The sequence below is a fragment of the Micromonospora sp. NPDC048887 genome (assembly GCF_040649715.1).
Lineage (GTDB): Bacteria > Actinomycetota > Actinomycetes > Mycobacteriales > Micromonosporaceae > Micromonospora.
Genome location: NZ_JBEZGA010000001.1, coordinates 605563 through 628729, shown reverse-complemented (window position 1 = coordinate 628729; position 23167 = coordinate 605563). Strand labels below are relative to the sequence as shown.

23 protein-coding genes are annotated in these 23167 nt (G+C 72.8%); 14 read left to right on the top strand and 9 right to left on the bottom strand.

Going from position 1 to position 23167, the window contains the following annotated elements; translation table 11 throughout:
• Nucleotides 1-35 precede the first annotated feature (35 nt).
• The 4 genes from AB0C17_RS03000 to AB0C17_RS02985 all read right to left on the bottom strand — a co-directional run bounded on the left by AB0C17_RS03000 (nt 36) and on the right by AB0C17_RS02985 (nt 6141).
• Nucleotides 36-3110, bottom strand: a complete 3075-nt coding sequence (locus AB0C17_RS03000) for a DUF3427 domain-containing protein (RefSeq protein WP_357476382.1) — start codon at nt 3108-3110, stop codon at nt 36-38.
• A 117-nt stretch (nt 3111-3227) separates the two neighbouring features.
• Nucleotides 3228-3782: a GNAT family N-acetyltransferase gene (locus tag AB0C17_RS02995; protein ID WP_357476380.1), complete on the bottom strand. Its 555-nt coding sequence runs from the start codon at nt 3780-3782 to the stop codon at nt 3228-3230.
• A 35-nt stretch (nt 3783-3817) separates the two neighbouring features.
• Nucleotides 3818-4717 (bottom strand): aminoglycoside phosphotransferase family protein, encoded by a 900-nt coding sequence (locus tag AB0C17_RS02990; protein WP_357386084.1) that lies wholly within the window; start codon nt 4715-4717, stop codon nt 3818-3820.
• Nucleotides 4714-6141 carry a helix-turn-helix transcriptional regulator gene (locus tag AB0C17_RS02985; RefSeq protein ID WP_357466833.1) on the bottom strand — a complete coding sequence of 476 codons (1428 nt, stop codon included), beginning with the start codon at nt 6139-6141 and terminating at the stop codon, nt 4714-4716. The genes AB0C17_RS02990 and AB0C17_RS02985 overlap by 4 nt, the downstream gene beginning before the upstream one ends.
• 310 nt (nt 6142-6451) lie before the next feature.
• On the opposite strand from AB0C17_RS02985, the gene AB0C17_RS02980 reads away from it, so the two are divergent.
• The 9 genes from AB0C17_RS02980 to AB0C17_RS02940 all read left to right on the top strand — a co-directional run bounded on the left by AB0C17_RS02980 (nt 6452) and on the right by AB0C17_RS02940 (nt 12617).
• Nucleotides 6452-6682 (top strand): hypothetical protein, encoded by a 231-nt coding sequence (locus AB0C17_RS02980; protein WP_357386080.1) that lies wholly within the window; start codon nt 6452-6454, stop codon nt 6680-6682.
• Entirely contained in the window at nt 6679-6921 is a 243-nt protein-coding gene (locus AB0C17_RS02975; protein WP_357386078.1) for a DivIVA domain-containing protein, read from the top strand. The genes AB0C17_RS02980 and AB0C17_RS02975 overlap by 4 nt, the downstream gene beginning before the upstream one ends.
• A complete protein-coding gene (locus AB0C17_RS02970; protein WP_357386076.1) occupies nt 6914-7168 on the top strand; it encodes a hypothetical protein in 255 nt (84 codons plus the stop codon). The genes AB0C17_RS02975 and AB0C17_RS02970 overlap by 8 nt, the downstream gene beginning before the upstream one ends.
• 151 nt (nt 7169-7319) lie before the next feature.
• The gene (locus AB0C17_RS02965; RefSeq protein WP_357476378.1) at nt 7320-8147 is read left to right on the top strand and encodes an SAM-dependent methyltransferase; all 828 of its coding nucleotides are present in this window, start codon (nt 7320-7322) and stop codon (nt 8145-8147) included.
• A 129-nt stretch (nt 8148-8276) separates the two neighbouring features.
• Complete coding sequence (locus tag AB0C17_RS02960; protein ID WP_357476376.1) at nt 8277-9569, top strand: AAA family ATPase; 1293 nt, start codon at nt 8277-8279, stop codon at nt 9567-9569.
• 75 nt (nt 9570-9644) lie between these two features.
• Nucleotides 9645-9881, top strand: a complete 237-nt coding sequence (locus tag AB0C17_RS02955) for a hypothetical protein (RefSeq protein ID WP_357386066.1) — start codon at nt 9645-9647, stop codon at nt 9879-9881.
• Between the two features lie 56 nt (nt 9882-9937).
• Nucleotides 9938-10243 carry a DUF6403 family protein gene (locus AB0C17_RS02950; RefSeq protein ID WP_357386064.1) on the top strand — a complete coding sequence of 102 codons (306 nt, stop codon included), beginning with the start codon at nt 9938-9940 and terminating at the stop codon, nt 10241-10243.
• On the top strand, nt 10240-11589 hold the full coding sequence (locus AB0C17_RS02945; protein WP_357386062.1) for a hypothetical protein: 1350 nt from the start codon (nt 10240-10242) through the stop codon (nt 11587-11589). The genes AB0C17_RS02950 and AB0C17_RS02945 overlap by 4 nt, the downstream gene beginning before the upstream one ends.
• The gene (locus AB0C17_RS02940) at nt 11586-12617 is read left to right on the top strand and encodes a hypothetical protein (protein ID WP_357386060.1); all 1032 of its coding nucleotides are present in this window, start codon (nt 11586-11588) and stop codon (nt 12615-12617) included. The genes AB0C17_RS02945 and AB0C17_RS02940 overlap by 4 nt, the downstream gene beginning before the upstream one ends.
• 27 nt (nt 12618-12644) lie before the next feature.
• Here the strand turns inward: AB0C17_RS02940 and AB0C17_RS02935 are convergent, their stop codons facing one another.
• Nucleotides 12645-13211: a snapalysin family zinc-dependent metalloprotease gene (locus AB0C17_RS02935; RefSeq protein WP_357386058.1), complete on the bottom strand. Its 567-nt coding sequence runs from the start codon at nt 13209-13211 to the stop codon at nt 12645-12647.
• Nucleotides 13212-13278: 67 nt separating this feature from the next.
• A complete protein-coding gene (locus AB0C17_RS02930; RefSeq protein ID WP_357386056.1) occupies nt 13279-14049 on the bottom strand; it encodes an SDR family NAD(P)-dependent oxidoreductase in 771 nt (256 codons plus the stop codon).
• A gap of 99 nt (nt 14050-14148) precedes the next feature.
• On the opposite strand from AB0C17_RS02930, the gene AB0C17_RS02925 reads away from it, so the two are divergent.
• From AB0C17_RS02925 to AB0C17_RS02905, 5 genes are all read left to right on the top strand, one after another.
• A complete protein-coding gene (locus AB0C17_RS02925) occupies nt 14149-14997 on the top strand; it encodes a helix-turn-helix transcriptional regulator (protein WP_357386054.1) in 849 nt (282 codons plus the stop codon).
• 133 nt (nt 14998-15130) lie between these two features.
• The gene (locus tag AB0C17_RS02920) at nt 15131-15841 is read left to right on the top strand and encodes a hypothetical protein (protein WP_357466853.1); all 711 of its coding nucleotides are present in this window, start codon (nt 15131-15133) and stop codon (nt 15839-15841) included.
• Nucleotides 15842-15854: 13 nt separating this feature from the next.
• Nucleotides 15855-16115 (top strand): hypothetical protein, encoded by a 261-nt coding sequence (locus AB0C17_RS02915; RefSeq protein WP_357386050.1) that lies wholly within the window; start codon nt 15855-15857, stop codon nt 16113-16115.
• Nucleotides 16112-16519 (top strand): hypothetical protein, encoded by a 408-nt coding sequence (locus AB0C17_RS02910; RefSeq protein WP_357386048.1) that lies wholly within the window; start codon nt 16112-16114, stop codon nt 16517-16519. Before AB0C17_RS02915 ends, AB0C17_RS02910 begins: the two co-directional genes overlap by 4 nt.
• A 42-nt stretch (nt 16520-16561) precedes the next feature.
• A complete protein-coding gene (locus tag AB0C17_RS02905; protein ID WP_357476373.1) occupies nt 16562-19963 on the top strand; it encodes an AAA family ATPase in 3402 nt (1133 codons plus the stop codon).
• Between the two features lie 45 nt (nt 19964-20008).
• Here AB0C17_RS02905 and AB0C17_RS02900 read toward each other — a convergent pair whose 3' ends face one another.
• The 3 genes from AB0C17_RS02900 to AB0C17_RS02890 form a co-directional block, all read right to left on the bottom strand.
• Nucleotides 20009-20863: an ABC transporter permease gene (locus tag AB0C17_RS02900; protein WP_357386044.1), complete on the bottom strand. Its 855-nt coding sequence runs from the start codon at nt 20861-20863 to the stop codon at nt 20009-20011.
• A complete protein-coding gene (locus tag AB0C17_RS02895; RefSeq protein ID WP_357476371.1) occupies nt 20860-21873 on the bottom strand; it encodes an ATP-binding cassette domain-containing protein in 1014 nt (337 codons plus the stop codon). Before AB0C17_RS02895 ends, AB0C17_RS02900 begins: the two co-directional genes overlap by 4 nt.
• 198 nt (nt 21874-22071) lie before the next feature.
• Nucleotides 22072-23055: an aldo/keto reductase gene (locus AB0C17_RS02890; protein WP_357476369.1), complete on the bottom strand. Its 984-nt coding sequence runs from the start codon at nt 23053-23055 to the stop codon at nt 22072-22074.
• Nucleotides 23056-23167 lie beyond the last annotated feature (112 nt).

Here is a 23167-nt window from a genome sequence, read left to right as displayed (position 1 = left end):
CTTTCCGCGCCTATCGAGCTGAGTCGCTGGTGATATCAGGCGGCGATCGCCCGGGCGGCGGCGTACATGTCGGCGGGGAGCGGATGCCGCAATTCCCAGAGGATGCGCATCGGCCGATCACCGGTGTGCTCCTGGTACGTCATCGGGCCGGCGTACAGGTATGGCGGTGCGCCCAGGTCACGGTCGGCGATCTTCGTCTCGCGGACGAACAGGTGCACCGTCGAGCCCTGCGCGACGTGGTTGACGTACCGCTGACCAGTCGCCGAGCCCGAGGACGTGGTGCTCTGCGACTCCCACTGGAAAAGCCGATCGGTGATGGCGCGGTCGGCGTACATGGTGGTGGGGGAGTAGTGCTCCTCCGACTTCACGAGCGTGACGAAGAACAGATCCGCGCGCTCGTCCGGCAGCCACTTCACGCCCTCGCGCAGCGAGCCCGGGTTCGTCATGCCGAATGCCGCGCACGCCTCGTTACGGCTGTAGCGGGCGTGCACCCGCAGAGGGACCCGGCCGGCTGCTGGCCGCTCGGTGAGCCGGTGGATGCGGTTGCGCAGTACGTCGGCGACCTGCCGCAGCTCGGCGCAGCGCTCCGGCTCCGCCCACAGCCGCCGGAGCCGGGCGTCGCGTTCGGTCAGCGGCACCGATGGCCCCCACAGGCTGAAATGCAGCATGTCGAACAGTCGCCCCGCGGCGGGGCGCTGGCCGGCGGCGACCCGGGCGATCAAGTCCAGTCGGTCGACATCGTCGGTGTGGAGCATCCGGCCGATCGACCGGCCCAGGTCGCTGTCGTCGGGGCCGCCTTCGGCCGGGTCGAGTCCGGCGAGGCGCCGCAGTCCGGCCCAGCCACCGACGCTCGCCGACCGGTAGACGTCCTCGATCTCCAGGCCGGTCTCGCGCAGGAAGTCGGACAGGCTCACGTCACCGAGCTGGCGGAGTTCCGCCACCAGCGCGTTCTTCGACGTCGGCAGCGCCGACTTGAGATTGGCGAGCACGATCTCCTTCGCCACCCGGTCCAGCTCGATGTGGCAGCCGCTGGGCAGCGAGGGGAAGTCCTCCCGGACGGCGGTCTCGACCGTCCGGCGGCTGACCCCGGCGAGCGCCCGCCAGCGCAGGTCGAACCGGAAGTTCGCGTGCTGGCCGCCGATGAAGTCGAGCACCGTCAGGCATGGCTTGTCGTCGTCGAGCCGCAGGCCCCGGCCGAGCTGCTGGAGGAAGATGGTGGCGCTCTCGGTGGGGCGCAGCATGAGAATGGTGTCGACCATCGGCAGGTCGACGCCCTCGTTGAACAGGTCGACTGTGAAGAGCGCCTTCAGCTCGCGCTTGCGGAAGCGGTCGATCAGCGCGTGCTGCTCTGGCCGGTTGACTCTTGATGTCACGGACGCCGCCGGCACACCGTGCCGGGTGAACCAGTCGGCCATGAACTCCGCGTGCCCGATGCTCACGCAGAAGCCGAGCGCGCGCATCCGTCCGACATCAGCGATGCGCCGGACCGCGTGCAGGATGAGCCGCGCCCGCGCATGGTTGCCGGTGTAGACGCCGTCGAGGTCCCCCTTGTCGTACCCCTGTCCGCGCTTCCACCGCGCCCGCGCCAGGTCCACGTCGTCGTGCAGCCCGAAGTATTGGAACGGTGCCAGCAATTGTCGTTCGAGGGCTTCCCACAGGTGCAACTCCACCGACGCGCGACCGTCGAACCACCGGCGCACGTCGGCGCCGTCGCTGCGCTCGGGGGTAGCGGTCAGACCCAGGAGTACGCGCGGTCGAAGCCGCTCCAGCAACGCCGTGTACGTCGGTGCCTCGGCGTGGTGGAACTCGTCGACGATCACCATGTCGTACGCCTCGGGGGCGATCTCCTGCCGGTGCAGCGACTGGATCGACGCGAAGACGTGCTTCCATCCCTGCGGCCGGTCGCCTTTGACCAGCGTCTCACCGAACGTGCCGTCGCCCATGACCTGGCGGAACACCGACCGGCTCTGCCGCAGGATCTGCTCCTGGTGCGCGACGAAGAGCAATGAGTCGACATGACCGGCCCGCCGCAGCCGGCGGTAGTCGAGCGCCGCCACCACCGTCTTTCCGGTGCCGGTCGCCATCACCACCAGGTTGCGCCAGCGACCGTGCACCAGACGCTCGGCGTCCAGGTCGTCAAGAACCTCCTGCTGGTACGGGAACGGCCGCACGTCCAGGTTCGCGATCTCGGTCGGTGCGTCGTCGGCGCGTTCACCGCGCAACGCGACGCGCAGGCGCTCGGAGTCCGTTGCCGGGTCGTACGGCTCGAACGCCGAGTCGTGCCAGTAGTCGGCGAACGTCGCCTCGAACGTGTCTATGACGTGCGGCTGCTCGAGGTTCGAGATGCGGACGTTCCACTCCACGCCGTCGACGAGCGCGGCCCTGGACAGGTTCGACGAGCCGACGTACGCGGTGGTGGTGCCGTTGCTCCGCCGGAACAGCCACGCCTTGGCGTGCAGACGGGTGGTCCGCGTCTCGTAGGACACCTTGATCTCGGCGCCCAACTCGGCGAGCCGGTCGAGCGCCCGCTGGTCGGTGGCACCCATGTACGTCGTCGTGATGACCCGTACCCGGCCACCCCTGGCGATCAGGTCGGTGATGGCCGGCTCGATGATGCGCAGACCGTGCCACTTGATGAAGGCGCAGAGCAGGTCCACCTCGTCTGCCGACGCCATCTCGTGGCTGACCTCGTGGCCGATGCGTGGCTGGTGTCGGCCGTTCACCAGGAGCGCGCCGGTGGAGAGCGGCGTCGACGGGCGGATCGGGAAGACCGGTGCGGCCGGCGGGGTGGGTGGTGCCGCGATGGCGTGAAGCAGACGTTGAGCGTCCGCCACCTGGTCGTCGGCGGTGACGGCGCGCGGCTCGGCCTGAGCGATGTGCGCGGCGATACGGTTCGCCAGGTCGACCTGACGCGCCAGCTTGTTCTCCCCGCCGCCGACGCCGAGAAGTGCGCGCCGGGCCAGTCCCGCGATGTGCCGGGCCAGGACATCATGCGCGTCGGCGGCATCCAGCTTCGCGTCCCGGACCAGGGCGTTGTCGATGTGTCTGAGCCGCGTCGCCAGCTTTTCCGTGATCAGGTGCTCGTAGATGCCCTTCTCAAGATCCCCCACGAGGGCAAGCTAGCCGCGATGAACGCCAGGCGGAAGCTGGTGCGGTAGGTGTCAGGAGCTTTGTTCCTCCGCCTGTCAGATCATCGACACCTGGAGTGAAGGTCGACGCGTTGCCCATCACCGGCTCGACGCGATGGCTTTGATGCGGACCTCGAACAGCGGTGCCCCTGCCCGCGTCGGCTGGAGCCACCCGGCCGGTTGCCAACCCCAGGAGTCATACGCCTGCTGGGCGGCAGTGTTGTCGGGGCGTACGAGCAGTGTGGCCCTCTCTTCTCGCCGAGTGCTCAGCAGCCGGTCGTGGAGCGCCCGCGCGATACCCCGGCGCTGCCACGATCGCCGCACCAGCAGTTCGCAGACTGCGAAAGTCCGGTGCCCGTTCTCGTCAGTGAAGCCCTCCGGCACCGGCTCGTGGATGCCGCTCCACCAGGACGTATCGGCTGCGAGCGGGAAGCCGTAGACGTAGCCGACCAACTCGTCTTCGACGCGGGCCGACACCAGCTCCCAACCCTGCCGGGGCATGTGTGCCGCGAGCTGCCGTTCGTACCGCTCAGCCGTGTAGCGCGGACCGTCGGCGGCGTGCGCGTCGAGGTACACGTCCACAAGCTGGCCCACCAATCCCTCGGCCTCTGCTGCGGCCTGGTGGCGTAGTCGTAGATGCTCCCGCACGAGCACAGGATCTCATCGGCCAGCGGTCGCTCATCGAGGGCTCAGACGAGATCAGCGAATGGTCTCCAACGTAGACCGTTCACGCCCTTTGCAATTGACGTCAAGCGGTTGGAGAATTCGGCCGCAACCCTCGATGAGCTTGTGAGAAGCGGCGTGGCAGCGGCGATCATCTTGAGCTCGCGGGCTTCCCGCAGTAGTGGCCAGTCGCGGTCGGACGTCACGTCATATCCGTACGCTTCGGCGAGCGCACGATGCGCCCCGGTCTTGCCGAAGCGGGCCTCGCCCACAGCGACCGCGGCCAGGTCCACCTGCCACGGCCCGAGGCAGGTGGCGTCGAAGTCGCAGAGCAGGATGCGACCTGATGCATCCCGTAGCAGGTTGCCGACGTGGGCATCCCCGTGGATGAGCGAGTGTGGTGCACGCTGCCGCAGGTCGGCGACAGGTGGCTCCAAGCGGTCGCACCACTCCACCAGATAGTCGTGGTCCTCGGTGCTCAGCCCGTCGGCATCCGCCAGGCGTCGACGTGCGTCCCCGATCGGGTCCCAGGCTGGCAACGGGAAAGGCGGAGGTCCAAGCGTATGAAATCGCCGCAGTGCCGAGCCGAGGTCATCCACAGTTGGAACAGGTGCGGTGGCTGGCACATAGGTCCACACCGAGGCCACCAAGTCGCCGACTTCGACCGGCTGTGTCACGCCCGGCACCAGCCGGATCGTCGGCGCGTCCAACTCGGCGAACCATCGCGCCAGTTGAACGACCTTCCGCACTCGGTCTCTGAGTCGGTGCGTTCGTGCGATCCGGATGACAAGCCCGGAGTCCGGCAGCGCGAACACGGCGTTGTTTGTCAGCCGCAGGAGCTGGGCATTCTCGGCCGGCACCTCAAGCTTGCCGGCGATCTCCCGCATGGCTCGGGTCATCGCCTCTTCCGAGAACCGGCCACTCATATCGCGGCCGCAGCTCGTGCGATGAGCGTCCGTTCGAATTCGGCGACGACCGGAAGGTGACGGTGCCGTCCGAGGTCGCGACGCAGATTGACTACTCGGTCGACCACTCGACTGGAACTCAAGGCACGTGACTGTTCCACCACGCGCATGCCGACAGTGACCGCCCGCTCGGGCTCATCGGCGAGGAAGAACGCGCTGCACAAGCCGACCTCGTTCAGGACCATGCTGCGGACGTTCGCCGGTCCGAAGGCGACGATCGCTTCCTCGACGCTCCGTACGGCCTGCGTCGCCTGCGTTCTGGACTGCCGGGCCATGTCGCGGTACACGCGACCGTACTGGGCGAGCAGTTCACCGCGGTCGTAGAAGGCCATCCACGCCGGCTCACGCTCGGGATCCACACGCTCGAACTGATCACTGGCCCGACCGAGAAGGGTGAGCGCGTTGCTGTGGTCGCCGAGCGCGGCTGTTGAGGCAGCCTCCGCGCCCCAGAGCAGCGCCCTCACCCCCGGGGTTGCCCGCGATCCCAGCTCCGAGTGGGCCAGACGCAGAGCGGCTAGGGCGTCCTGGTTGTGCCGAAGGTGTTGTAGCTGCTTGGCCTGCGAGTATCGAATCAGGGCCGCTAGCTGAGCATCGTCAGCGGTTGTTGCCGCCCGCTCGCCGGCAGCGAAATGCCGTTGGGCGTCGGCGTGCCGGCCTGCGTCGAGCGCGGTCCAGCCCGCCAGTTGACGAGCCGCCGCTACCGCCGCGACCAGGCGCGGTGTCAATCCGGCCGAGTGCGACCAGTCGAGCATGCGGTACACCGACTCCGCGAACCGGGCTACCTCCCGATAGAGCAGGCCACCGCCGCATTCGTAGTCGACTGACCGATAGAGCTCCAGCACCGCGTTCAGCCGAGACACGTCCGCACTGCCGATGCGGCGGGGCCGGGGTTCCTCACCGACGCCGACCAGTCCGGCTCCCGCCGACACCGCCGCGATGCCGGCCAAGAGTGTTCGCCGTCCCAGGTCCGGTGCCGCGTCTGCCCGGGCGCTCGTCGGGGAGCCCGGACCGACTGCGAACCAGAGCGATTTCGGCGGGATGCGGAGCACTGTCGCCCAATGCGTCAGCCGGTCGAGATGCACCTGGGCAGGCCCGTTCTCGATCCGGCTCAACTGCGCCTGTGTGATTCCCAGCCACCCGGCGACGACGCTCTGCGGCAGAGGGCTCCGCCCGTGGTACGGGTGGTGCCGGTACGCACGGATCACCCGCCCGAGGTGCCGCCCGGCCAGCGCCGTCCGTACCGGCTCATGGTCCCAGAACGAATCGGGTACGGCGGGCGGCGTGCTGAGGCGGTCACGTTCGGCGGCCTGACAGGGCGCGCAGCGTCCCGTACCGTTGTCGCGTGCCAGGCGGCCGCCGCAGCGGGGGCAGTTCGCAGGTGTCACCGGCAACCTCGCCGTTCGCGGAGAACCTGTGTCCGAAGTCGAGCCTAGTCATTCAACCCGTTGCGGAGCGGCCCGGTATACGCACCGTGCATATCATCGACTGTTTCGTCTCGATTACTGACCGTATGTGTTGGACGCATGGCGGCCACGATCAACAGGGCATGCGCCGCCTGCTGAGAAGGACTGAAGGTCGGCTCATGGCCCGGGGCGGGTGCTGGGCTCCGGCGGCACCGCATCCCCGATCGCGGCTTCCGCCGTCCCCGCCCGCCCCGGCGCCACTCCACGAGACCCGACCCGGAGGCGCCTGCCGATGTCCCCCGTACTCGCCGACTTCCCCGTCCTCATCCCCGTCACCGACGAGGATCTGCTCGTCGCCGCGCTTGCGGTGCGCGTACACGTGCCCGAGCACTGGCCGCAGGGGCCGCTGTGCCGCAGCGAGCGCGTCCCGTACCCCTGCCGGCTGGCCCGGTGGGGGAGGGCGACGCTCACCGCGGCCGGGCTGCCCGACGAGGCCGTGGCGGTTGCGATGGTGGCGTCGTGATCTACGTGACCGGGGAGCGGGTGCAGGCGTACCAGGTGCGCAGCGCGGTGTTCGACACCCGCTGGCGTGGGTTGGACCCGACGCAGGTGCACGACTACCTGTGCCGGGTCGCCGACGAGATCGACCGGCTGCACCGGGAGTTGACCACGGCGCGCACAGAGTCGGAACGGGTCCGCCAGGCGCTGCGGCAGTGGCAGTCCCGCCACAACGGCTGCCGGCGACGCGGCCACGATGAGTGAGCCGCGCTGGATCATTCACCTGCCGACCACGCTGACGTGCCGCGACGCCGCCGCCGAGTTGGCCACCGCGCTCGCCCGTTCGCTCGGGCATCTGGATGCGGTCGACTTCGGTGAGACGACGCTCAGCGAGGAGGACGCCCAGCACGTGCGGTACCGGCTCTGGTGCGATGTGCGGCTGTCCGACGGTGAGCGCTGCCGATTGCGCGATGGTCACGGCGGGCTGTGCGGGGCAACGGAGCTGCGCTGACTCCGATGCTGCTTCGGCGTGTCGATTGGCGTTCGTCCTGGTGACGGGCCGGTCCGCTGGGAGCGATCCCAAACCGGGCGACCATCCACCCTGTACGGTCGCTACACTCCCCGAAAACGCCCGGAACCGTCCACGGAGCCTGGAGACGCCTGTGACCCGCGACAAGGCCGCACCGCCCGGAATCGACGTCACCATTCCCAGCGTGGCCCGGGTCTACGACTACTTCCTGGGCGGCAAGGACAACTTCGAGGTCGACCGGAAGGTCGCCGAGCACGCCCTGCAGATCACGCCGGACGGGCCGGCCGCCGGCCAGGCGAACCGCGCCTTCCTGCGCCGGGTGATCCGCCATCTCGTCACCGAGGCGGGCATCGACCAGTTCCTCGACATCGGGTCTGGCCTGCCCACCCAGGGCAATGTGCACGAGGTCGCCATCGAGCACAACCCGGCCGCCCGGGTCGTGTACGTGGACAACGACCCGATCGTCCTGGCGCACGGGCGGGCGCTGCTCGCGGCGGAGGGCACCGCGACGGTGATCCAGGCCGACATCCGGGAGCCGGAGGAGATCCTCAACGATCCGGACGTCCGCCGGTTCCTCGACTTCGACCGTCCGATCGGTCTGCTGCTGTTCGCGATCCTGCACCACATCGGCGACGACGAGGATCCGCGATCCGTGGCGGCGGCGCTGATCGACGCGCTGCCGCCCGGCAGTTACGTCGCCATCTCGCACTTCCGTGACCCGGGCGAGCGGGATCCGGAGGGTTCCCGCAAGGCCCGCGAGGTCGAGCGGGTGTTCAACGAGTCGCTCGGCACCGGCCGCTGGCGTACCGACGAGGAGATCCTCGCCTTCGCCGATGGGCTGACGGTGCTGGAGCCGGGCCTGGTGCCGCTGGCGGAGTGGCGTCCGGACCCGGACGCGCCCGCCCCGCAGCAGACCGACACCTACCACACCTTCGTCGGACTGCTCGCCCGCAAGCCGTAGGCGCCCGCTCGCGGACACCGCGAGCCCTCGACGGTACGACCCGAAGCGCAGGTGCCGGAGCCGCGCCCAGGTGGCACGTGTTAAGAAGGGGCCCCGCCTCTACCGGAAACGTTAAAAGGGGGCCCTTCCTTGCACGAAGCCGAGCAGGTGATCCAGCGTGTGCTGCGGGATCTGCGCGACGGCACGCACCGCGGCGTCGTCGTGGACTCGCCACCCGGCGCGGGGAAGTCGACCCTCGTGGTCCGCGCCGCGATCGAGACGGCCGCCACCGGCGACCCGCTGATGATCGTGGCGCAGACCAACGAGCAGGTGGACGACCTCATCGACCGGCTCGGCCGGAAGGCGCCGGAGCTGCGCGTCGGGCGGCTCTCCGCGAACGACTACCGGCCCACCGAGCGGGTCACCGCCCACCCGGCGGTCCGGGTCGCGGCGAAGGTCGCCGACCTGGGCGGTCCGGCGGTCACCATCGGTACGGCGGCGAAGTGGGCCACTGTCACCGAGGGCAGCTGGCCGTGGGCGATCGTGGACGAGGCGTACCAGATGCGCGCGGACGCGCTGCTGCGTGTGGCGGGACGGTTCGAGCGGGCGCTGTTCGTCGGTGACCCGGGGCAGCTCGATCCGTTCAGCACCGTGGAGACGTTCCGCTGGACCGGTCTGACCTGGGACCCGATGCAGTCGGCGGTGGCCACGCTGCTGCGCCACAACCCGGAGCTGCCGGTGCACCGGCTGCCGGTGTCGTGGCGGCTGCCCGACTCGGCGGCGCCTGTGGTGTCCGCCGCGTTCTACCCGTTCACCGGGTTCCGCGCCGGGACCGGGCCGGCCGACCGGGCGCTGACGTTCACCGAGCCGGGCACGGGTGACGCCTACGACGCGTCGGTCGAGGTGGCCGCCGCGACCGGCTGGGCGTTGCACGAACTGCCGGCCCGGCACACCGTGCGTACCGACGCCGAGGCCGCCGCGGCCTGCGCGGAGCTGGCGCTGCGGGTGCTGGCGCGCGGCGCGGTCGCGGTGAGCGAGGCCGCGCCGGGTGGGGCGCCGGTCACCGCGGACCGGATCGCCGTCGGGGCCGCGCACCGCGACCAGGTCGCGGCCATCCGGTCCCGGCTGGGCGCGGCCGGGGCGGGCATCACCGTGGACACCGCCAACCGGCTCCAGGGCCGGGAGTACGACGTGACGATCGTGCTGCACCCGCTCTCCGGCCGGCGTGACGCCACGGCGTTCCACCTGGAGTCGGGGCGGCTCTGCGTGCTCGCGTCGCGGCACCGGCACGCCTGTGTGGTGGTGGCGCGGGCCGGGATCGGTGAGCTGCTCGACGCGTACCCGTCGACCGAGCGGGTGCACCTGGACGTGCCGGTGAAGTTCCCGGACGGTTGGGAGGCCAACCAGACGGTGCTGACCCACCTCGATGCGCACCGGGCGTGACGAGGGGCCGTCGCGGCATCATCGGCGGACCGTTCGGGTCTTCCGGCTTTTCCGGGCGGTGGGCACGATGGCCGGATGCATCCTCACGACCCCTACCAGCAGGATCCGTACCAGCACCAGCCGTACCAGCAGCAGCCGTACTATCCGCCGGCGTACGTGGAGCAGCCGAGCGAGGGGATGAGCAGGTGGGCGGTCGTCCTCTGGGTGACGGTGCCGGCGCTGCTGGTGATCCTGTGCTGTGCGGGGTGTGTCGTCTCCGGGTTCGCGGGCGGGTTCATGGAGGGCTTCAACGAGGGCCGTTCGTCGTCGTAGGCGCCGCACCGCCGCCTCGGCGCGCGGCGCTGGCGCCGGTGCGTTAGACATGGATCATGACCGCGAGCGTGCTGCCCTGGCTGGGCGGGGGCCTGGTGGCGGTGGCCGCCGGTTTCCTCGCCGTTCTGCTGCCCCGGCGTCGCGCCCGGGCCGACGGCCGGCGGGTCGCCTGGTCGTCGGCGCGGGCGGCGATCCACGACGCCACGGTCAGCCGGGACGCCGCCCCGGTGGCCGTGCCGGAGGCCGAGCGGCTGCTGACCCGCGCCGAGCTGCTCGCCGCCGGGGGCGGCGGCGCCGACGCGGCCCGCGCGGCGGCCGAGCACGCCCGCCGCGCCGACGAGCTGTGGCGGGCCGGGCGATGACCGGGGTACGCCGGGAGCTGCTGCGCTGGTCGCTGCTGGCCGCCGCGGCGGCAGTGCTCGTGGTGTTCCTGGTGGCGCAGCGGCAGAGCGTGGAGGTCAGTTACGGGCGTTCCCCGTCGAGCGCCGCGTTGCCCGAGGGCTCGGCCGGGGAGCTGAGCGACGCGAGCGTGCCCTCGGTCGAGGAGATGACCGCGCTGGTGGCGGCCGACCCGGTGGTCCGGCTGCCGGGTGCGGTCGCGCGCTGGGACGAGCAGCGGGTCCGGGCCGCCATCGGTGACCGGGGCACCCGCATCCTGGTCGCCCCGCCCGGTCTGGACGAGGCCGAACGCCGGCGGGTGAAGGACGTGGAGAACGCCGAGATCCGGATCGTCGGCACCGAGGTCAGCGGCAGCATCTACGTGGCCTCGCCGGACGACGTGCCGGGCTGGCGGGCCCGGTTCGCCACCCGCGACGTGACCGGCCCGCTGCTCACGCTGCTGGCCACGCTGCACGAACAGCCCCTCCCGCCGGATCGCGACGACCTGCGCTGGCGCGAACCGGCCGGCCCGGAGCTGGCTCCGGTGGTCGCCGCGCTGCGGGCCACCGGCCGGTACGTGGGCCCCGGCGCCACGCTGGCCCGGCTGCCGGAGAAGGCCGCGGGCACCGCGTTCCCGGACGGGGCCTGGTTCGTGGTGCTGCCCGCCCAGCCGTACGGGGAGCCGCTGCCCGCGTACGGGCCGGCGCTGCACCGGCTCGCCCCGGACCAGCCGCTGGTGGTGATGTACGGCGACTGGATCGAGTACCACGGTCCGGGCGCGGCGGAGTTCGCCGAGGTGGCCACCGCGAGCTTCTACGCCCAGTTCGGCGCGCGGATCGGCCGGTACGCCTACCCCCAGCAGAACGTGCTCGGCACCTTCCTGGCCCAGGTCACCGACGTGCGGTACGCGGGGCTGTTCGACCGTCCGCTGCCGTACCGGCCGTTCGACCCGCTGCGGGTGGCGTTGCCGGCGCTGCCCTGGCTCTTCGCCGTTTGCGTGGCGGGTTTCGTGGTGCTGTCCATCCGTACCGTGCGGGGGTCCGGCGGCAGCCCGGCCGACGTGGGTCCCGCCGGCACGACGGCCCGGCTGGCCGGGCTCTCCGCGTTGGCGGTGGAGTTGTCGCTGCTCACCGACGCACGCAGCGATCCGGCGCTGGTCCGGGGCGTGGGCCGGTTGCGGGCGGCCCGGGCCGCGCTCGACGAGGGGCTGCCCGACCGGCACGTACGCGGACTGCTGGCCGACGCGGCGGCCGAGCTGGACGACGTGGCCCGGGACGTCCGGATGCCCGGCTACCGGCCGGACGTCTACCTGCGGGCGAGGCTGTCGTGAGCCGCGTCGCGAACCGGCCCGGGCGGGCGGTGGCCCCTCGTGGCGTGGCGGCGACCGGTCCGCGCCGGCTGCTCGGCCGCCTGATCGGCACCGCGTTCGGCCGGGCGGCGCTCGCCTGCCTGGCGCTGGCCGGCTGGGCGCTGTGGACCGGTGGCATCCTGGACGGGCCGGTCGCCCGGCAGGTGCGCGGCTCGTCTGTCTACGCGGCCCCCGGCGTGGACCTGGACCGGGCCGCCGCCGAACGGGTCATCGGCAACCGGCGGCTGGTGGTGCTCATCATGGAACCGGGCGCCGATCTGCGCGAGGCGTGCGCCGACACCGAGCGCGCCGCCCAGGGCACGCTGGTGCTGGCGATGAGCCGCGACGGCGAGGACTGGGACACCTACGGCTGTTCCCGCCTCGGCGGTGACCTCGGCCGGGCCGTGGTCACCGAGACCACCATCGGCAGGGGCGTGGACGCGTTCGTGGACCGGCCGGTCGAGGCGCTCAAGGTGATCGTGCTCAACTACGACCGGCTGGTCCGGGCCGGTCTGGTGCCGGACGGTGCTCGTACCATCAGCCCGTCGCTGCCCCGGTATCTGCTGGCCGGCGGCGCGGTGGCCGGGGTCGTCGCCGGTGCGGCGGTGCTCTGGTTCGGCGGCCGGCGGGCGGGCCGGCTGGCCGACGCGCGGCGGGCCGGGCGGGACGCGCGCGCCGACGAGCGGGCCGCGCTCGGCGCCGCCACAGCGGTCCTCGCCCAGCAGATCATCGACCTGGACGGGCGCGCGGGGCCGGTCGCCCCGGCCTACCGGCGGCTGGCCGCCGACTACGTCGGCCTGCTCGACGAGGTGTCCGGGCTGGACGGAGACGCCGGGGCGGTGCGCCGGCTCCGCGAGCGGGTCGAGGAACTGAGCGACCGCGCCGCGGCGCTCGCCGACGACGCCGCGTCCGGCCGGCGCGCGGGTGGCCGCAAGCCGGAGAAGGCGGCGGCCGGGAGGCCGGACAAGGCGGCGGGACGGCGCGGGACGCGCGGACGGGGCCGGCGGTGACCCGCCGACCCCGTCGTCACCGTGCCGTCAGCGCTGGGCGCCCACCGTCGCGGCGGCCGGCCAGCTGCCGGTGAAGACCTGGGCGGGCGTCGCGCTGCGGGCCGCGAAGCCGAACAGCGAGTCGACCCGGGAGGCCTCGGCGGAGCTGGGGTACGGGTTGGTGCAGCTCGTGCCGGCGCTGCCGCCGGACATCAGGATGGCGCAGTTGCCGTTGTAGTTGTCCGGCAGGCCGAGGATGTGGCCGATCTCGTGCGTCATGATGCGCAGTGCCGAGTACTGCTGGGCCTGGTTGTAGTCGATCACCACGCGGCCGTTGCCGAGGCTGGTGCGCTGGGCGTACGAGCCGCCGCCGTAGGTGTAGGTGATCCGCAGGTTGGACCCGCACTGCGCCATGTTGATGTTGTTGGTGTAGTTGTTCCAGATCGCCGCCGCCTGCACCGCCGTGTTGGCGAACGGGCCGGCCTGGCTGATGTTGTAGCAGACGTTGCGGACGGCGGCGGAGGCCGGAGCCGGGTTGACGGCTACCGCGCCGAGCGCTGCCAGTGTCGCGGCCGCGAGGGTGGCGAGGATCCGGGACAGCTTGGGCTGACGCATGGTTCACACTCCTTGGGATGGGGGGTGAGCGGAACGCCGCAAGCCTATAGATAGCCGTCTATCGATATCAAGGGGTGGACGCGTGCGGGTCGGCCGCGTTGATCGCGGCCACGACCTTGTCGTAGTCCCCACGCGCCTCGGCGTGACGAAGGAACTTCACCCGCTCGACCTGGATCTCCGTCGCGTCCGGCTGCGCCTCCAGCAGCGACATCACCTCGGACGCGAACTCGTCCAGCGGCATCGCCGTCTCGTTTGTGTCGTGGCCGGGCAGGAGTTCGGTGCGCACCGCGGGCGGTACCAGTTCCAGCACCCGTACGCCGGTGCCGGCCAGGTTCAGCCGGATCGACTCGCTGAGCATGTGCATCGCCGCCTTGGAGGCGTTGTAGCTCGGCGTGACCCGCAGCGGCACGAACGCCAGGCCGGAGGAGACGGTGAGGATGGTGGCGTCGTCGCGCTGCCGCAGGTGCTCGACGAACGCGGCGATCAGCCGGATCGGGCCGAGCACGTTCGTGGTCACCACCTCCTCGGCCGAGGCGAGGAAGGTGTCCGGCGAGCGCCAGTCCTCGATCCGCATCACGCCCGCCATCGTCACGAGGACGTTGAGGTCCGGGTGCCGGGCCAGCACCCGGTCGGCGGCGGCGGCGATGCTCGCCGGGTCGGCGGTGTCGATCGTGACGGTGTCCAGGCCGGGGTTCGCGGCGGCGATCTCGTCGAGCAACCCGGTACGCCGGCCTCCGACGATCACCGTGTTGCCCCGGTCCCGCAGGGCGAGCGCCAGGGCCAGGCCGATTCCGCTGGTGGCGCCGGGAATGAAGATCGTGTTTCCGGAGATGTCCATGCGCCAAGCCTGCGGTGCGCGGCGGCGCGGGTGAAGAGATCCCGGATCGGGGGATCGCGGATCCCTGGTTCCCGGCGGCGTACGGCGGATACTCGGATCATGGACCGCCAAGCCCTGGCCGAATTCCTGCGCCGCCGCCGGGAGACGCTGCGCCCCGGCGACGTCGGGCTGCCCGAGGGCGCCCGCCGCCGGGCACCCGGCCTGCGGCGGGAGGAGGTCGCGTCGCTCGCCGCCATGTCCACGGACTACTACACCCGGCTGGAGCAGCGGCGCGGCCCGCAGCCGAGCCCGTACATGCTCGGCGAGCTGGCCCGGGCGCTGCGGCTCAGCGCGCACGAACGCGCCTACCTGTTCCGGGTCGCCGGGCACAGCCCGCCCGAGACCGTCGCCACCACCGGCCACGTCGCGCCGGCGCTGCTGCGGGTGCTGGACCGGCTGTCCGACACACCGGCGCTCATCCTGTCCGACCTCGGCGAGACGCTGGCGCAGAACCAGCTGGCGGCCGCGCTGCTCGGGGACCGCTCCGGCCACACCGGGCTCGCCCGCAGCGAGGTGTACCGCTGGTTCACCGACCTCGCCGAGCGGGAGCGCTACCCGGTGGAGGACCGCGACCGGCAGAGCCGGGCCCAGGTCGCCAACCTGCGTGCCGCGTACGGGTCGATGGGACCCCGGTCCCGCGCGGGCGAGCTGGTGCGGGCGCTCTGTGCCGCCAGCCGGGAGTTCGCCGAGCTGTGGGAGCGGCACGAGGTGGCGCAACGCTTCGCCGACCACAAGACACTGATCCACCCGGAACTCGGGCCGATCGAGCTGGACTGCCAGGTGCTGTTCACCGAGGACCAGTCGCAGGCGCTGCTGGTGCTCACCGCCGCGCCGCGCAGCGAGGACGAGGAGAAGCTGCGGCTGCTCGCCGTACTCGGACACGAACGGTTCCCCTCCACCGCCACGTGAACGCGGCACAGGAACCGTCGTTCACGCCGCCGGGAATCCGTGGGATTCCTGTCAATCTCCCGTCACGCAGGGTGTTTAACTGATCTGTTCCGGTCGATAGCGTCGGGCCACTGCCGTCGACGAAGGGCCGACGATGAACGACAACGGACACCCGCTCAACCGCCGGCGACTGCTCGCCGGCGCTGCGGCGGCCTCGGCGGTCACACTGACCGGCCTGACCGTCGCCTCCACCACCGGCGCCGCGGCCGCCCCGGGCCGCGCCGCGGCGCCGCTCGTCTCCCGGGACCGCATCGCCACCGCCGCGCTGCGCGCGCCCGACGGATCCGCGCCAGCGGTCGCCGTCCAGGACGACTTCCACGCCCGGCTCGCCGCCTGGCTCGCGTTCTGGTCGGCGAACTCACCGTCGGCGTGGAGCGTGCCGGTGCAGGTGGTAGCCCGGATCGAGGCGGCCGGCGACGCGCTGGTCCTGCACGCGATCCGGTACCGCCGCGACGACGAGCTGCGCGCCGGCTTCGCCGCCGGCCGGCGGGACACCACCCACCTGGCCACACTGGCCAGCCTGCACCACCACTTCCCGAGCGTGCGGGTCCGCCCGGACGGCACGATCCGGGTCGCCGACGGACCCGCCGGGTTCACCGGGTCGCCGGAACAGGTCGCCTTCGCTGTCGCCGCCTGCCGCGAACTGTGGGGCGACGCGGCGGCGACCGCCGACCGCTGGGCGGAGCACGGCGCCCGGGTGCTCGCCCGCACCGGACAGCGCACACCCGCCGCCTCGCACGTCGGCTGGGCGGCCTTCACCCGCACCAGCCTGCGTCGCGGGCTGGGCACCGAATCGTACGAGTGACCGGAGGAAGCACATGGCCCGCAACGAGTTCCGCTTCGTGGTCGACGGCGTCGACCTGAGCCCCGAGCAGCACAACGTGATCGCCGCGGAGATCCAGAAGGCCGGCCTGGCCGCCCTGCGTACCGCCGATGCCAGGCTGACCAACCCGCTGACCCTCGGTCACGGCAACATCAAGCTGCGCGGCGAATGGAAGGGGCTCTGGGTGATCGACGGACCGCTCGCCGACGAGCTCGGGCAGAAGATCAACGACATCGGGTTCTGGATCCAGCGGTGACCGACACCGCCCCGCCGGCCGGCACGCCGGAGCGGATGTGCCCGAGCACCCCGGCGTCGAACGCCACGGTGTTCCTCGGCATGATCACTCCGGCGGGCCGGGTGGCCTACGTGACCCCGGCCGTACCGGCCGAGGTGGCGCTCGCCGGGCTCGGCGACTCCGAGAAGCCGATAGAGTCGCGGGCCCGGCTCGCCGGCCCGTGCGTCACCTCGTCCTGTGGCTTCTGGACCGGCTCGCACTGCGGGCTGGGCGCCCGGCTCACCGCCTCGTACGCCGAGGTCGCCCCGCCCGCCGAGGAGGCGCTCCCGAAGTGCGCGATCCGGCGTACCTGCCGCTGGTTCGCCGAACAGGGACCGGCGGCCTGCCCGGCGTGCTCGCACGTGGTGACCGACGCGCGGGTCTGAACGACAATCCTTGTCGGACCCCTCGACTAGCGTCGTGAGGTCATGGAGCCGGGGTTCGGCCGACACATCATCGGGCGGGAGCATCACGCTGGGCTGTTGCGTGCCGAGGTGGCCCGGCTGGTCGACAGCCACGGCGGCCTCGTCCTGGTCGGCGGCGAGCCGGGCATCGGCAAGACCACGCTGGTCTCGGCCGCCGCCGACGAGGCCCGCCGCGGCGGGGCGCTGGTGCTCGGCGCCGCCTGCTGGGACTCCGACACCGCCCCCGACTACTGGCCGTGGCTTCAGGTGTTGCGCCGGCTGACCCGCTCCGCCGACGACCCGGCCGTCGCCGGTGCCGCCGACGCCGGGCTGGCGGCACTGCTCGGCGAGCGCCCCGCCACCGGATCGCCGGGCCCCGGTGGCGGCGGTCCGAACGGCGACAGGGATCCCGGCGGCGACGCCGTCCGGGACGGGGGCGGCAGCGACGGCGATCCGGGCGGCGGCGACGGTGTCCTCGCCGGTGACGAGGGCCGGGCCGAGTTCGACAGGCACGACGCGGTGACCGCAGCCCTGGTCGCCGTCGCCCAGCACCGCCCGGTCGCCGTGGTCCTCGACGACCTGCACTGGGCCGACCCGGCGTCGCTGCGGCTGCTCCGGTTCGTCACCCAGCACGCATGGTTCGAGCGGCTGCTGCTGATCGGCACCTACCGGGACGCCGAGGTCGAATCCGGCGAGCACCCGCTGCGAGGGCTGCTGCTGCCGCTGACCGCGAAGGCCACCACCGTCACGCTCACCGGGCTGCGCCGCGCCGAGGTGGCCGCGCTGATGACCCGCACCGCCGGCCGGGAGCCCGACGCGAGCCTCGTCGACGAGGTGCACCGGCGCACCGGCGGTAACCCGTTCTTCGTGGAGCAGACCGCCCGGCTCTGGCACACCCACGGCCTGACCGACACCGTCGCCCCGGGCGTCCGGGAGGTGGTGCGCCGCCGGCTCGACCAACTGCCAGCCCCGGTGGTCGAGGCGCTCACGGTGGCGGCGGTGCTCGGCCGCGAGTTCGACGGGCGGACGCTCGCGGCCTGCGTACCCGCTCCGGTAGCGCAGGTCGACCGGCTGCTCGGCCGCGCCGCCGCGGCCCGGCTGGTCCTGCCCCGCGACGGCGGCCGGTTCGTCTTCGTGCACGACCTGGTCCGCGAGACGCTCTACGACGGGCTCGCCGACGACGAACGGCGGGCCCGGCACGCGGCTGTGGTGCGCGCCGCCGGCCGGTCGGACGCGCTCGCCGGCGCGCTCAGCCCGGCCCACCTGGCCCGGCACGCCTGGCTGGCCGGCGCCGAACTGGACCCGGAACGCGCCGGTGACCTGCTGCTGGCCGCCGCCCGCGACGCCGGGGGCCGGATCGCCGTGGACGAGTCGGTACGGCACTACCGGCGCGCGCTCGAACTGACCGGCGAGCCCGGCCGGCGGGTCCGGGTGCTGCTGGAACTGGCCGGGCTGCTGCACCACGCCGGCCCGCCGGCCGAGGTGGAGCGGCTGCTGGCCGAGGCCGCCGCGCTGGCCCGGGACCTGCCGGATCCCGGCGTGCTGACCCGGGTGGCGCTCATCGCCCACCGGCAGCACTCCGCCACCCGCCGCCGGCTCGACGCCGCCGAGCTGGTCCGGGAGGCGTACCGGCGGTTGATCGCGGAGCCGGACCCGGAAAGGCCGGTACGCGCGCTGGTCACCGACCTGATCACCGCCACCGAGACGCTCGCCCGGCACGGCCGCGACGACGAGGCGCTCACCTTCAGCCTGTGGGCCCGCCACGACACGACCTGGGGTCTCGGCACCGCGCAGGAGCGAGCAGTGGTCACCGCCGAGATCCGGGAGGTGGCCCGCCGCGGCGGCGACCGGGAGACCGAGCTGTGGGCCACCGCGCTGCGCTGGGTCGCGTTGCTGGAGCTGAGCGACCCGGACTACCGGCACGAGCTGAGCGCGTTCGTGACCGGCGCGCGACGCGAGGACGTGGCCCGGCAGCGGGTGGCGGCGATCGTGGACACCGCCATCATCGCCGCCTTCCGGGGCGACCTTGCCGCCGCCGAGGCGGGCTTCGCCGAGGCGGAGAGCTACCGCGAGCCGGGGCACTCCGACCACGCCTTCATGACGCACCACGTGCGCTGGTCGATTCTGCTGCTGTACGGCCGCCTCGCCGAGGCCGAGGCGGTGCTCGACCGGGTGGGCACCGGGCACCCGCAGGTGGAGCTGCTCCGGGCGATCACCGCGGCCGAGCGCGGCGACGCGACCACGGTGCTGCGGCTCACCGCCGCGATCGAGGCCGCGGGAACCGCGTACCCCCGGCCGGTGTCGCCGTTGTGGCTGCGCCTGCGGGCGCAGGCTGCGGCAGTGGACGGCGACCCGGCGCGGTGCGCGGCGGTACGCGCCGACCTGGCCCCGCACCGCGGGCAGTGGGCGGCGGCGTTGTTCGGCTGCGACATCGTCGGCCCGGTCGACCTGTGGCTGGGCGCTGTGGACGCGGCCGAGGACCGGTGGGACGACGCTGTCGACTGCTACGCGGCGGCCTGGGACGCCGCCGACCGGCTGGGCGCCCGACCCTGGTCGGTGCTGGCCCGGGCCGCTCTGGTGGGCGCGCTCGCCGGGCGCGACGGGCCGGGCGACGCCGCCGAGGCGCGGCGGCTACGTGCCGAGACGGTGGCCGAGGCGCGGGCGCTGGGCATGGTCCAGGTGGTCGACCGGCTGGGCGCGGCAGATCCCGCCCCGGCCGCGTCCGCCATGGTCGCACCCGTGGCGCTCCGGTCCGGCGCGGGCGCTCCGGCCCTGGTCGCCGCGTCGTCGCCGGCCGGCCGGCGGGCCGCGTCGGGCCTGCTCCGGGCCGGTGCCGTCCACGGGCGGTCGCCTGACCCCGGCGCGGGCGCGAGTGTGGCCGGGCCGGAGTTCCGCCCGGACGGGCCGGTGTGGCGTCTCGCGTACGACGGCGTCGTGGTGCACCTGCCCGACGCCAAAGGGCTGCACGACCTGCGGCTGCTGCTGGGCCGGCCCGGCGTCGACGTGCCCGCCGTCGAACTGCTCGACCCGGCGGCCGGTCCGGAACTCGTGGCCGCGCGTCGTCTCGGGTCCGATCCGGTGCTCGACGACGAGGCGAAGGTCCGCTACCACCGGCACCTGCGGCGGCTCGACGAGGAGATCGACCGGGCGGCGGCGCGCGACGACGGGCGGCGGCTGGCCGAGCTGGACGCCGAGCGCGCCGCGCTGCTCGACCAGTTGCGGGCCGCCGCCGGGCTGGCCGGGCGCACCCGGCGCCTCGGTGACCAGGCGGAACGGGCGCGCAAGGCGGTCACCGGGCGGATCCGGGACACCCTGCGCCGCATCGACGAGCGGCATCCGGTGCTCGCCGCCCACCTGCGCGAGTCGGTCACCACCGGGGGCGCCTGCCGGTACCGCCCGCCCGAGCCGGTGCCCTGGCGGCTCTGACCGCCGAGGTGGCGGGGCCGGCCGGGCCCCGCCACCGTTGTCGCGTCAGCGGCGGTTGTAGCGGTACATCGTCAGCGTGCCGAACACGACCAGGAAGAACGCGCTCCAGAGCAACATCCACATGGTGCTCGGGCCGTCCATCGAGCCGGCCATCGCCGCGCGGACCGAGGTGACGAGCTGGGTGATCGGGTTGATCTTGACGAACGCCTGCAGCCAACCGGGCATGGTGGACGGCTCGACGAACACGTTGCTCAGGAACGTCAGCGGGAACAGCACCATCATGCTGGTCCCCATCACCGACTTCTCGCTGCGCAGCACCAGGCCGAAGAACGTCCACACCCAGGAGAACGCGAACGAGAAGACCACCAGCAGCCCGATCCCTGCCAGCACCCCGAGCAGCCCGCCGTCGGGCCGGAAGCCGAGCACCACGCCCACGGTGAGGATGACCACGGCGGCCAGGACGTAACGCAGCACGTCGCCGAAGATCATCCCGACCAGCGCCGACGGCCGCCAGACCGGCAGCGTACGGATCCGGTCGAAGACGCCCTTCTCGATGTCGCTGTTCAGCCCGACCCCGGTGTACATGGTGATCATCACGACGCTGGTGACCATGATGCCGGGCAGGAAGAACTGGAGGTACGCACGCGGGCTGTCGGCGAGCGCGCCACCGAACAGGTACGTGAACATCAGCACCATGATGATCGGGAACGCGGTCACGTCGAACAGCTGTTCCGGCACGTGCTTGATCTTCAGCAGCGCGCGCCAGCCGAACGTCAGCGACGCCGACAGCGGGCCGGGCCGGGCCGGTCGTTCGGCCGGGGCGAGCACTGTGGCCAGCGCCTCGGCGGACGGCACGTAGACGGACGGCGCCCGCCCGGTGGTGATCGCGGTGTCGCTCATCGCGCCGCCTCCAGTTCGTCGTCCCGCTCGTCCGCCGGGACGGCCGGGTGGTCGGTCAGGGCCAGGAAGACCTCGTCCAGGCTGGGCTGGCCGAGGGAGAAGTCGTCCACCACGATGCCGGCGGCGGCCAGCTCACCGAGCGCCCGCGCCGCCTGCGCGCCGGCCTCCAGGTCGGTGCCGTGCTCGCCGACGCGCGCGGTCAGCGCCACCGGATCGGCGGCGAGCTGCACCGGTACGCCGAGCGACGCCCGCAACACCTGCTCGGCCTCGGGCCGCCGCCCCGGATCACGCAGCCGGATGTGGACGCTGCCCGCGCCGACCGACGACTTCAGCTCGCCCGGGGTGCCCTCCGCGATCACCCGGCCGTGGTCGACCACAGCGATCCGGCCGGCGAGCTGGTCCGCCTCGTCCAGGTACTGCGTGGTCAGCAACACCGTCGTGCCGTACGCCACCACGGCCCGTACGATCGCCCACACCTGGTTGCGGCTGCGCGGGTCCAGGCCGGTGGTCGGCTCGTCGAGGAACAGCAGGTCCGGCGTGTTCAGGATGCTCGCGGCGATGTCGATGCGCCGCCGCATCCCGCCGGAGTACTTCTTCACCTGCCGTCCCGCCGCCTCGGTCAGCCCGAACGCGGCGAGCAGCCGCTCGGCCCGGTCCCGGGCGCCCGCCCGGCCCAGCCCGAGCAGCCTGCCCAGCAGGACCAGGTTCTCCGCGCCGGTCAGGTCCTCGTCCAGCGAGGCGTACTGGCCGGTCAGGCTCACCCGGGAGCGGACCGCGTCGGCCTCACGCACCACGTCGTGCCCGAAGACCCGGGCCGTGCCGCCGTCCGGGCGCAACAGCGTCGCCAGTACCCGTACGGCGGTGGTCTTGCCGGCGCCGTTCGGGCCCAGCACGCCGTAGACGGTGCCGGCGGGGACCCGCAGGTCCAGCCCGTCGAGTGCCCGGGTCGAACCGAAGGACCGGACCAGGCCCTCGGCCTCGACGGCCAGGCCGGTGTTCCGGTTGCTCATGAATCGCTACCTCTCCTCGTCGGTGTCCGCGACAGGCGTACGGGCGTGCCGCCGGACCGATCGCCTGTTCAACGAGGCCGGGGAGCCGTGGTCGTACCGGCCTCACCCGGAAGGCGCCAGACGGTCCGCCAGATCCGATCTGGCGGTGGCGCGGCCACGCCGGGCGGGTGGCGCATCGGCCACCCGGCCCGGCGCCGGTCAGCGGGCCGAGTCCAGCCGGTTCCGCTGCTCGGCGGTCAGTTCCAGGTCGACAGCGGCAAGGCTCTCCTCCAACTGCGCCACCGAGGAGAAGCCGACGAGTGGGATGGACGGCTGGTCCCCGCCCATCAGCCAGGCCAGCACCACCTGGTTGACGGTGGCGCCGGTCTCGCCGGCCACCACCCGCAGCGCCGCCAGCCGGGCCGGGGTGGCGGGCAGCACGTACTCCTCGCCGAGCCGCTCCGGCCGCACGTACGCGCCCTTCAGCAGCGGCGAGTACGCGACCAGCGTGAGCTGCGGCTCGGTACGCAGGTAGCTGAGCAGGTCCGGGCCGACCCAGCCGACGTCGCCGTCCGGGTCCAGCTCGCTCGGCACGTCCAGGCGCCGGGGGAGGTAGCTGCGGTGGTACTGGAGCACCTCGTACCCGGGCAGGCCGGCCGCGGCGGCGAGGGCCCGGGCCCGTTCGACCCGCCAGGCGCGGTGGTTGCTGGCGCCCAGCAACCCGACGGTGCCCTCGCCGACCAGCTCGGCGAAGCCCTCCACGGTCTCCCGCACCGGGATCGTCCGGTCCTCGATGTGGGCGTAGAGCAGGTCGATCCGCTCGACGCCGAGCCGCTCCCGGCTGCGCTCGGCGGACTCGCGGATCACCTTGGCCGACAGCCCTTCGGGGTTGTCCACGTAGCTGGTGCCGGGCGCGAGCGGACGGGCGCCCAGCTTCGTGGCGATGACCACCTCGCCGCCGATCCCGCGGCTGCGCCGCCAGCGGCCGAGCAGTTCCTCGCTCTCGCCACCCTGGCCCCCGTTCTGCCAGAAGGCGTAGTTGTCCGAGGTGTCGATGAAGGTGCCGCCCGCCTCGACGTACCGGTCGAGGATGGCGAACGAGGTGGCCTCGTCGGTCGCGGTGCCGAACAGCATCGCGCCGAGACTGAGCACACTGACCTCGCGGCGGGTGGCCGGGTCGGTGCCGATGGTGCGGTAGCGCATGGATGTCTTCCTCCCCGTCGGAGCGTTGCCGGTCACCCTGCCCCTTCGAGCGCGCGCGAAGTCAACAGCGCGACGACGGCAGACGGAGGGGCCCCGGTCGCCCGGGGCCCCT

Coding starts and splice junctions, on each gene's coding strand:
- AB0C17_RS02980 (WP_357386080.1), top strand. CDS start 6,452: ATGTCCCCCGTACTCGCCGACTTCCCCGTCCTCATCCCCGTCACCGAC.
- AB0C17_RS02915 (WP_357386050.1), top strand. CDS start 15,855: ATGGCCCGCAACGAGTTCCGCTTCGTGGTCGACGGCGTCGACCTGAGC.
- AB0C17_RS02970 (WP_357386076.1), top strand. CDS start 6,914: ATGAGTGAGCCGCGCTGGATCATTCACCTGCCGACCACGCTGACGTGC.
- AB0C17_RS02905 (WP_357476373.1), top strand. CDS start 16,562: ATGGAGCCGGGGTTCGGCCGACACATCATCGGGCGGGAGCATCACGCT.
- AB0C17_RS02890 (WP_357476369.1), bottom strand. CDS start 23,055: ATGCGCTACCGCACCATCGGCACCGACCCGGCCACCCGCCGCGAGGTC.
- AB0C17_RS02990 (WP_357386084.1), bottom strand. CDS start 4,717: ATGAGTGGCCGGTTCTCGGAAGAGGCGATGACCCGAGCCATGCGGGAG.
- AB0C17_RS02930 (WP_357386056.1), bottom strand. CDS start 14,049: ATGGACATCTCCGGAAACACGATCTTCATTCCCGGCGCCACCAGCGGA.
- AB0C17_RS02950 (WP_357386064.1), top strand. CDS start 9,938: ATGACCGCGAGCGTGCTGCCCTGGCTGGGCGGGGGCCTGGTGGCGGTG.
- AB0C17_RS02900 (WP_357386044.1), bottom strand. CDS start 20,863: ATGAGCGACACCGCGATCACCACCGGGCGGGCGCCGTCCGTCTACGTG.
- AB0C17_RS02895 (WP_357476371.1), bottom strand. CDS start 21,873: ATGAGCAACCGGAACACCGGCCTGGCCGTCGAGGCCGAGGGCCTGGTC.
- AB0C17_RS02920 (WP_357466853.1), top strand. CDS start 15,131: ATGAACGACAACGGACACCCGCTCAACCGCCGGCGACTGCTCGCCGGC.
- AB0C17_RS02925 (WP_357386054.1), top strand. CDS start 14,149: ATGGACCGCCAAGCCCTGGCCGAATTCCTGCGCCGCCGCCGGGAGACG.
- AB0C17_RS02945 (WP_357386062.1), top strand. CDS start 10,240: ATGACCGGGGTACGCCGGGAGCTGCTGCGCTGGTCGCTGCTGGCCGCC.
- AB0C17_RS02955 (WP_357386066.1), top strand. CDS start 9,645: ATGCATCCTCACGACCCCTACCAGCAGGATCCGTACCAGCACCAGCCG.
- AB0C17_RS02935 (WP_357386058.1), bottom strand. CDS start 13,211: ATGCGTCAGCCCAAGCTGTCCCGGATCCTCGCCACCCTCGCGGCCGCG.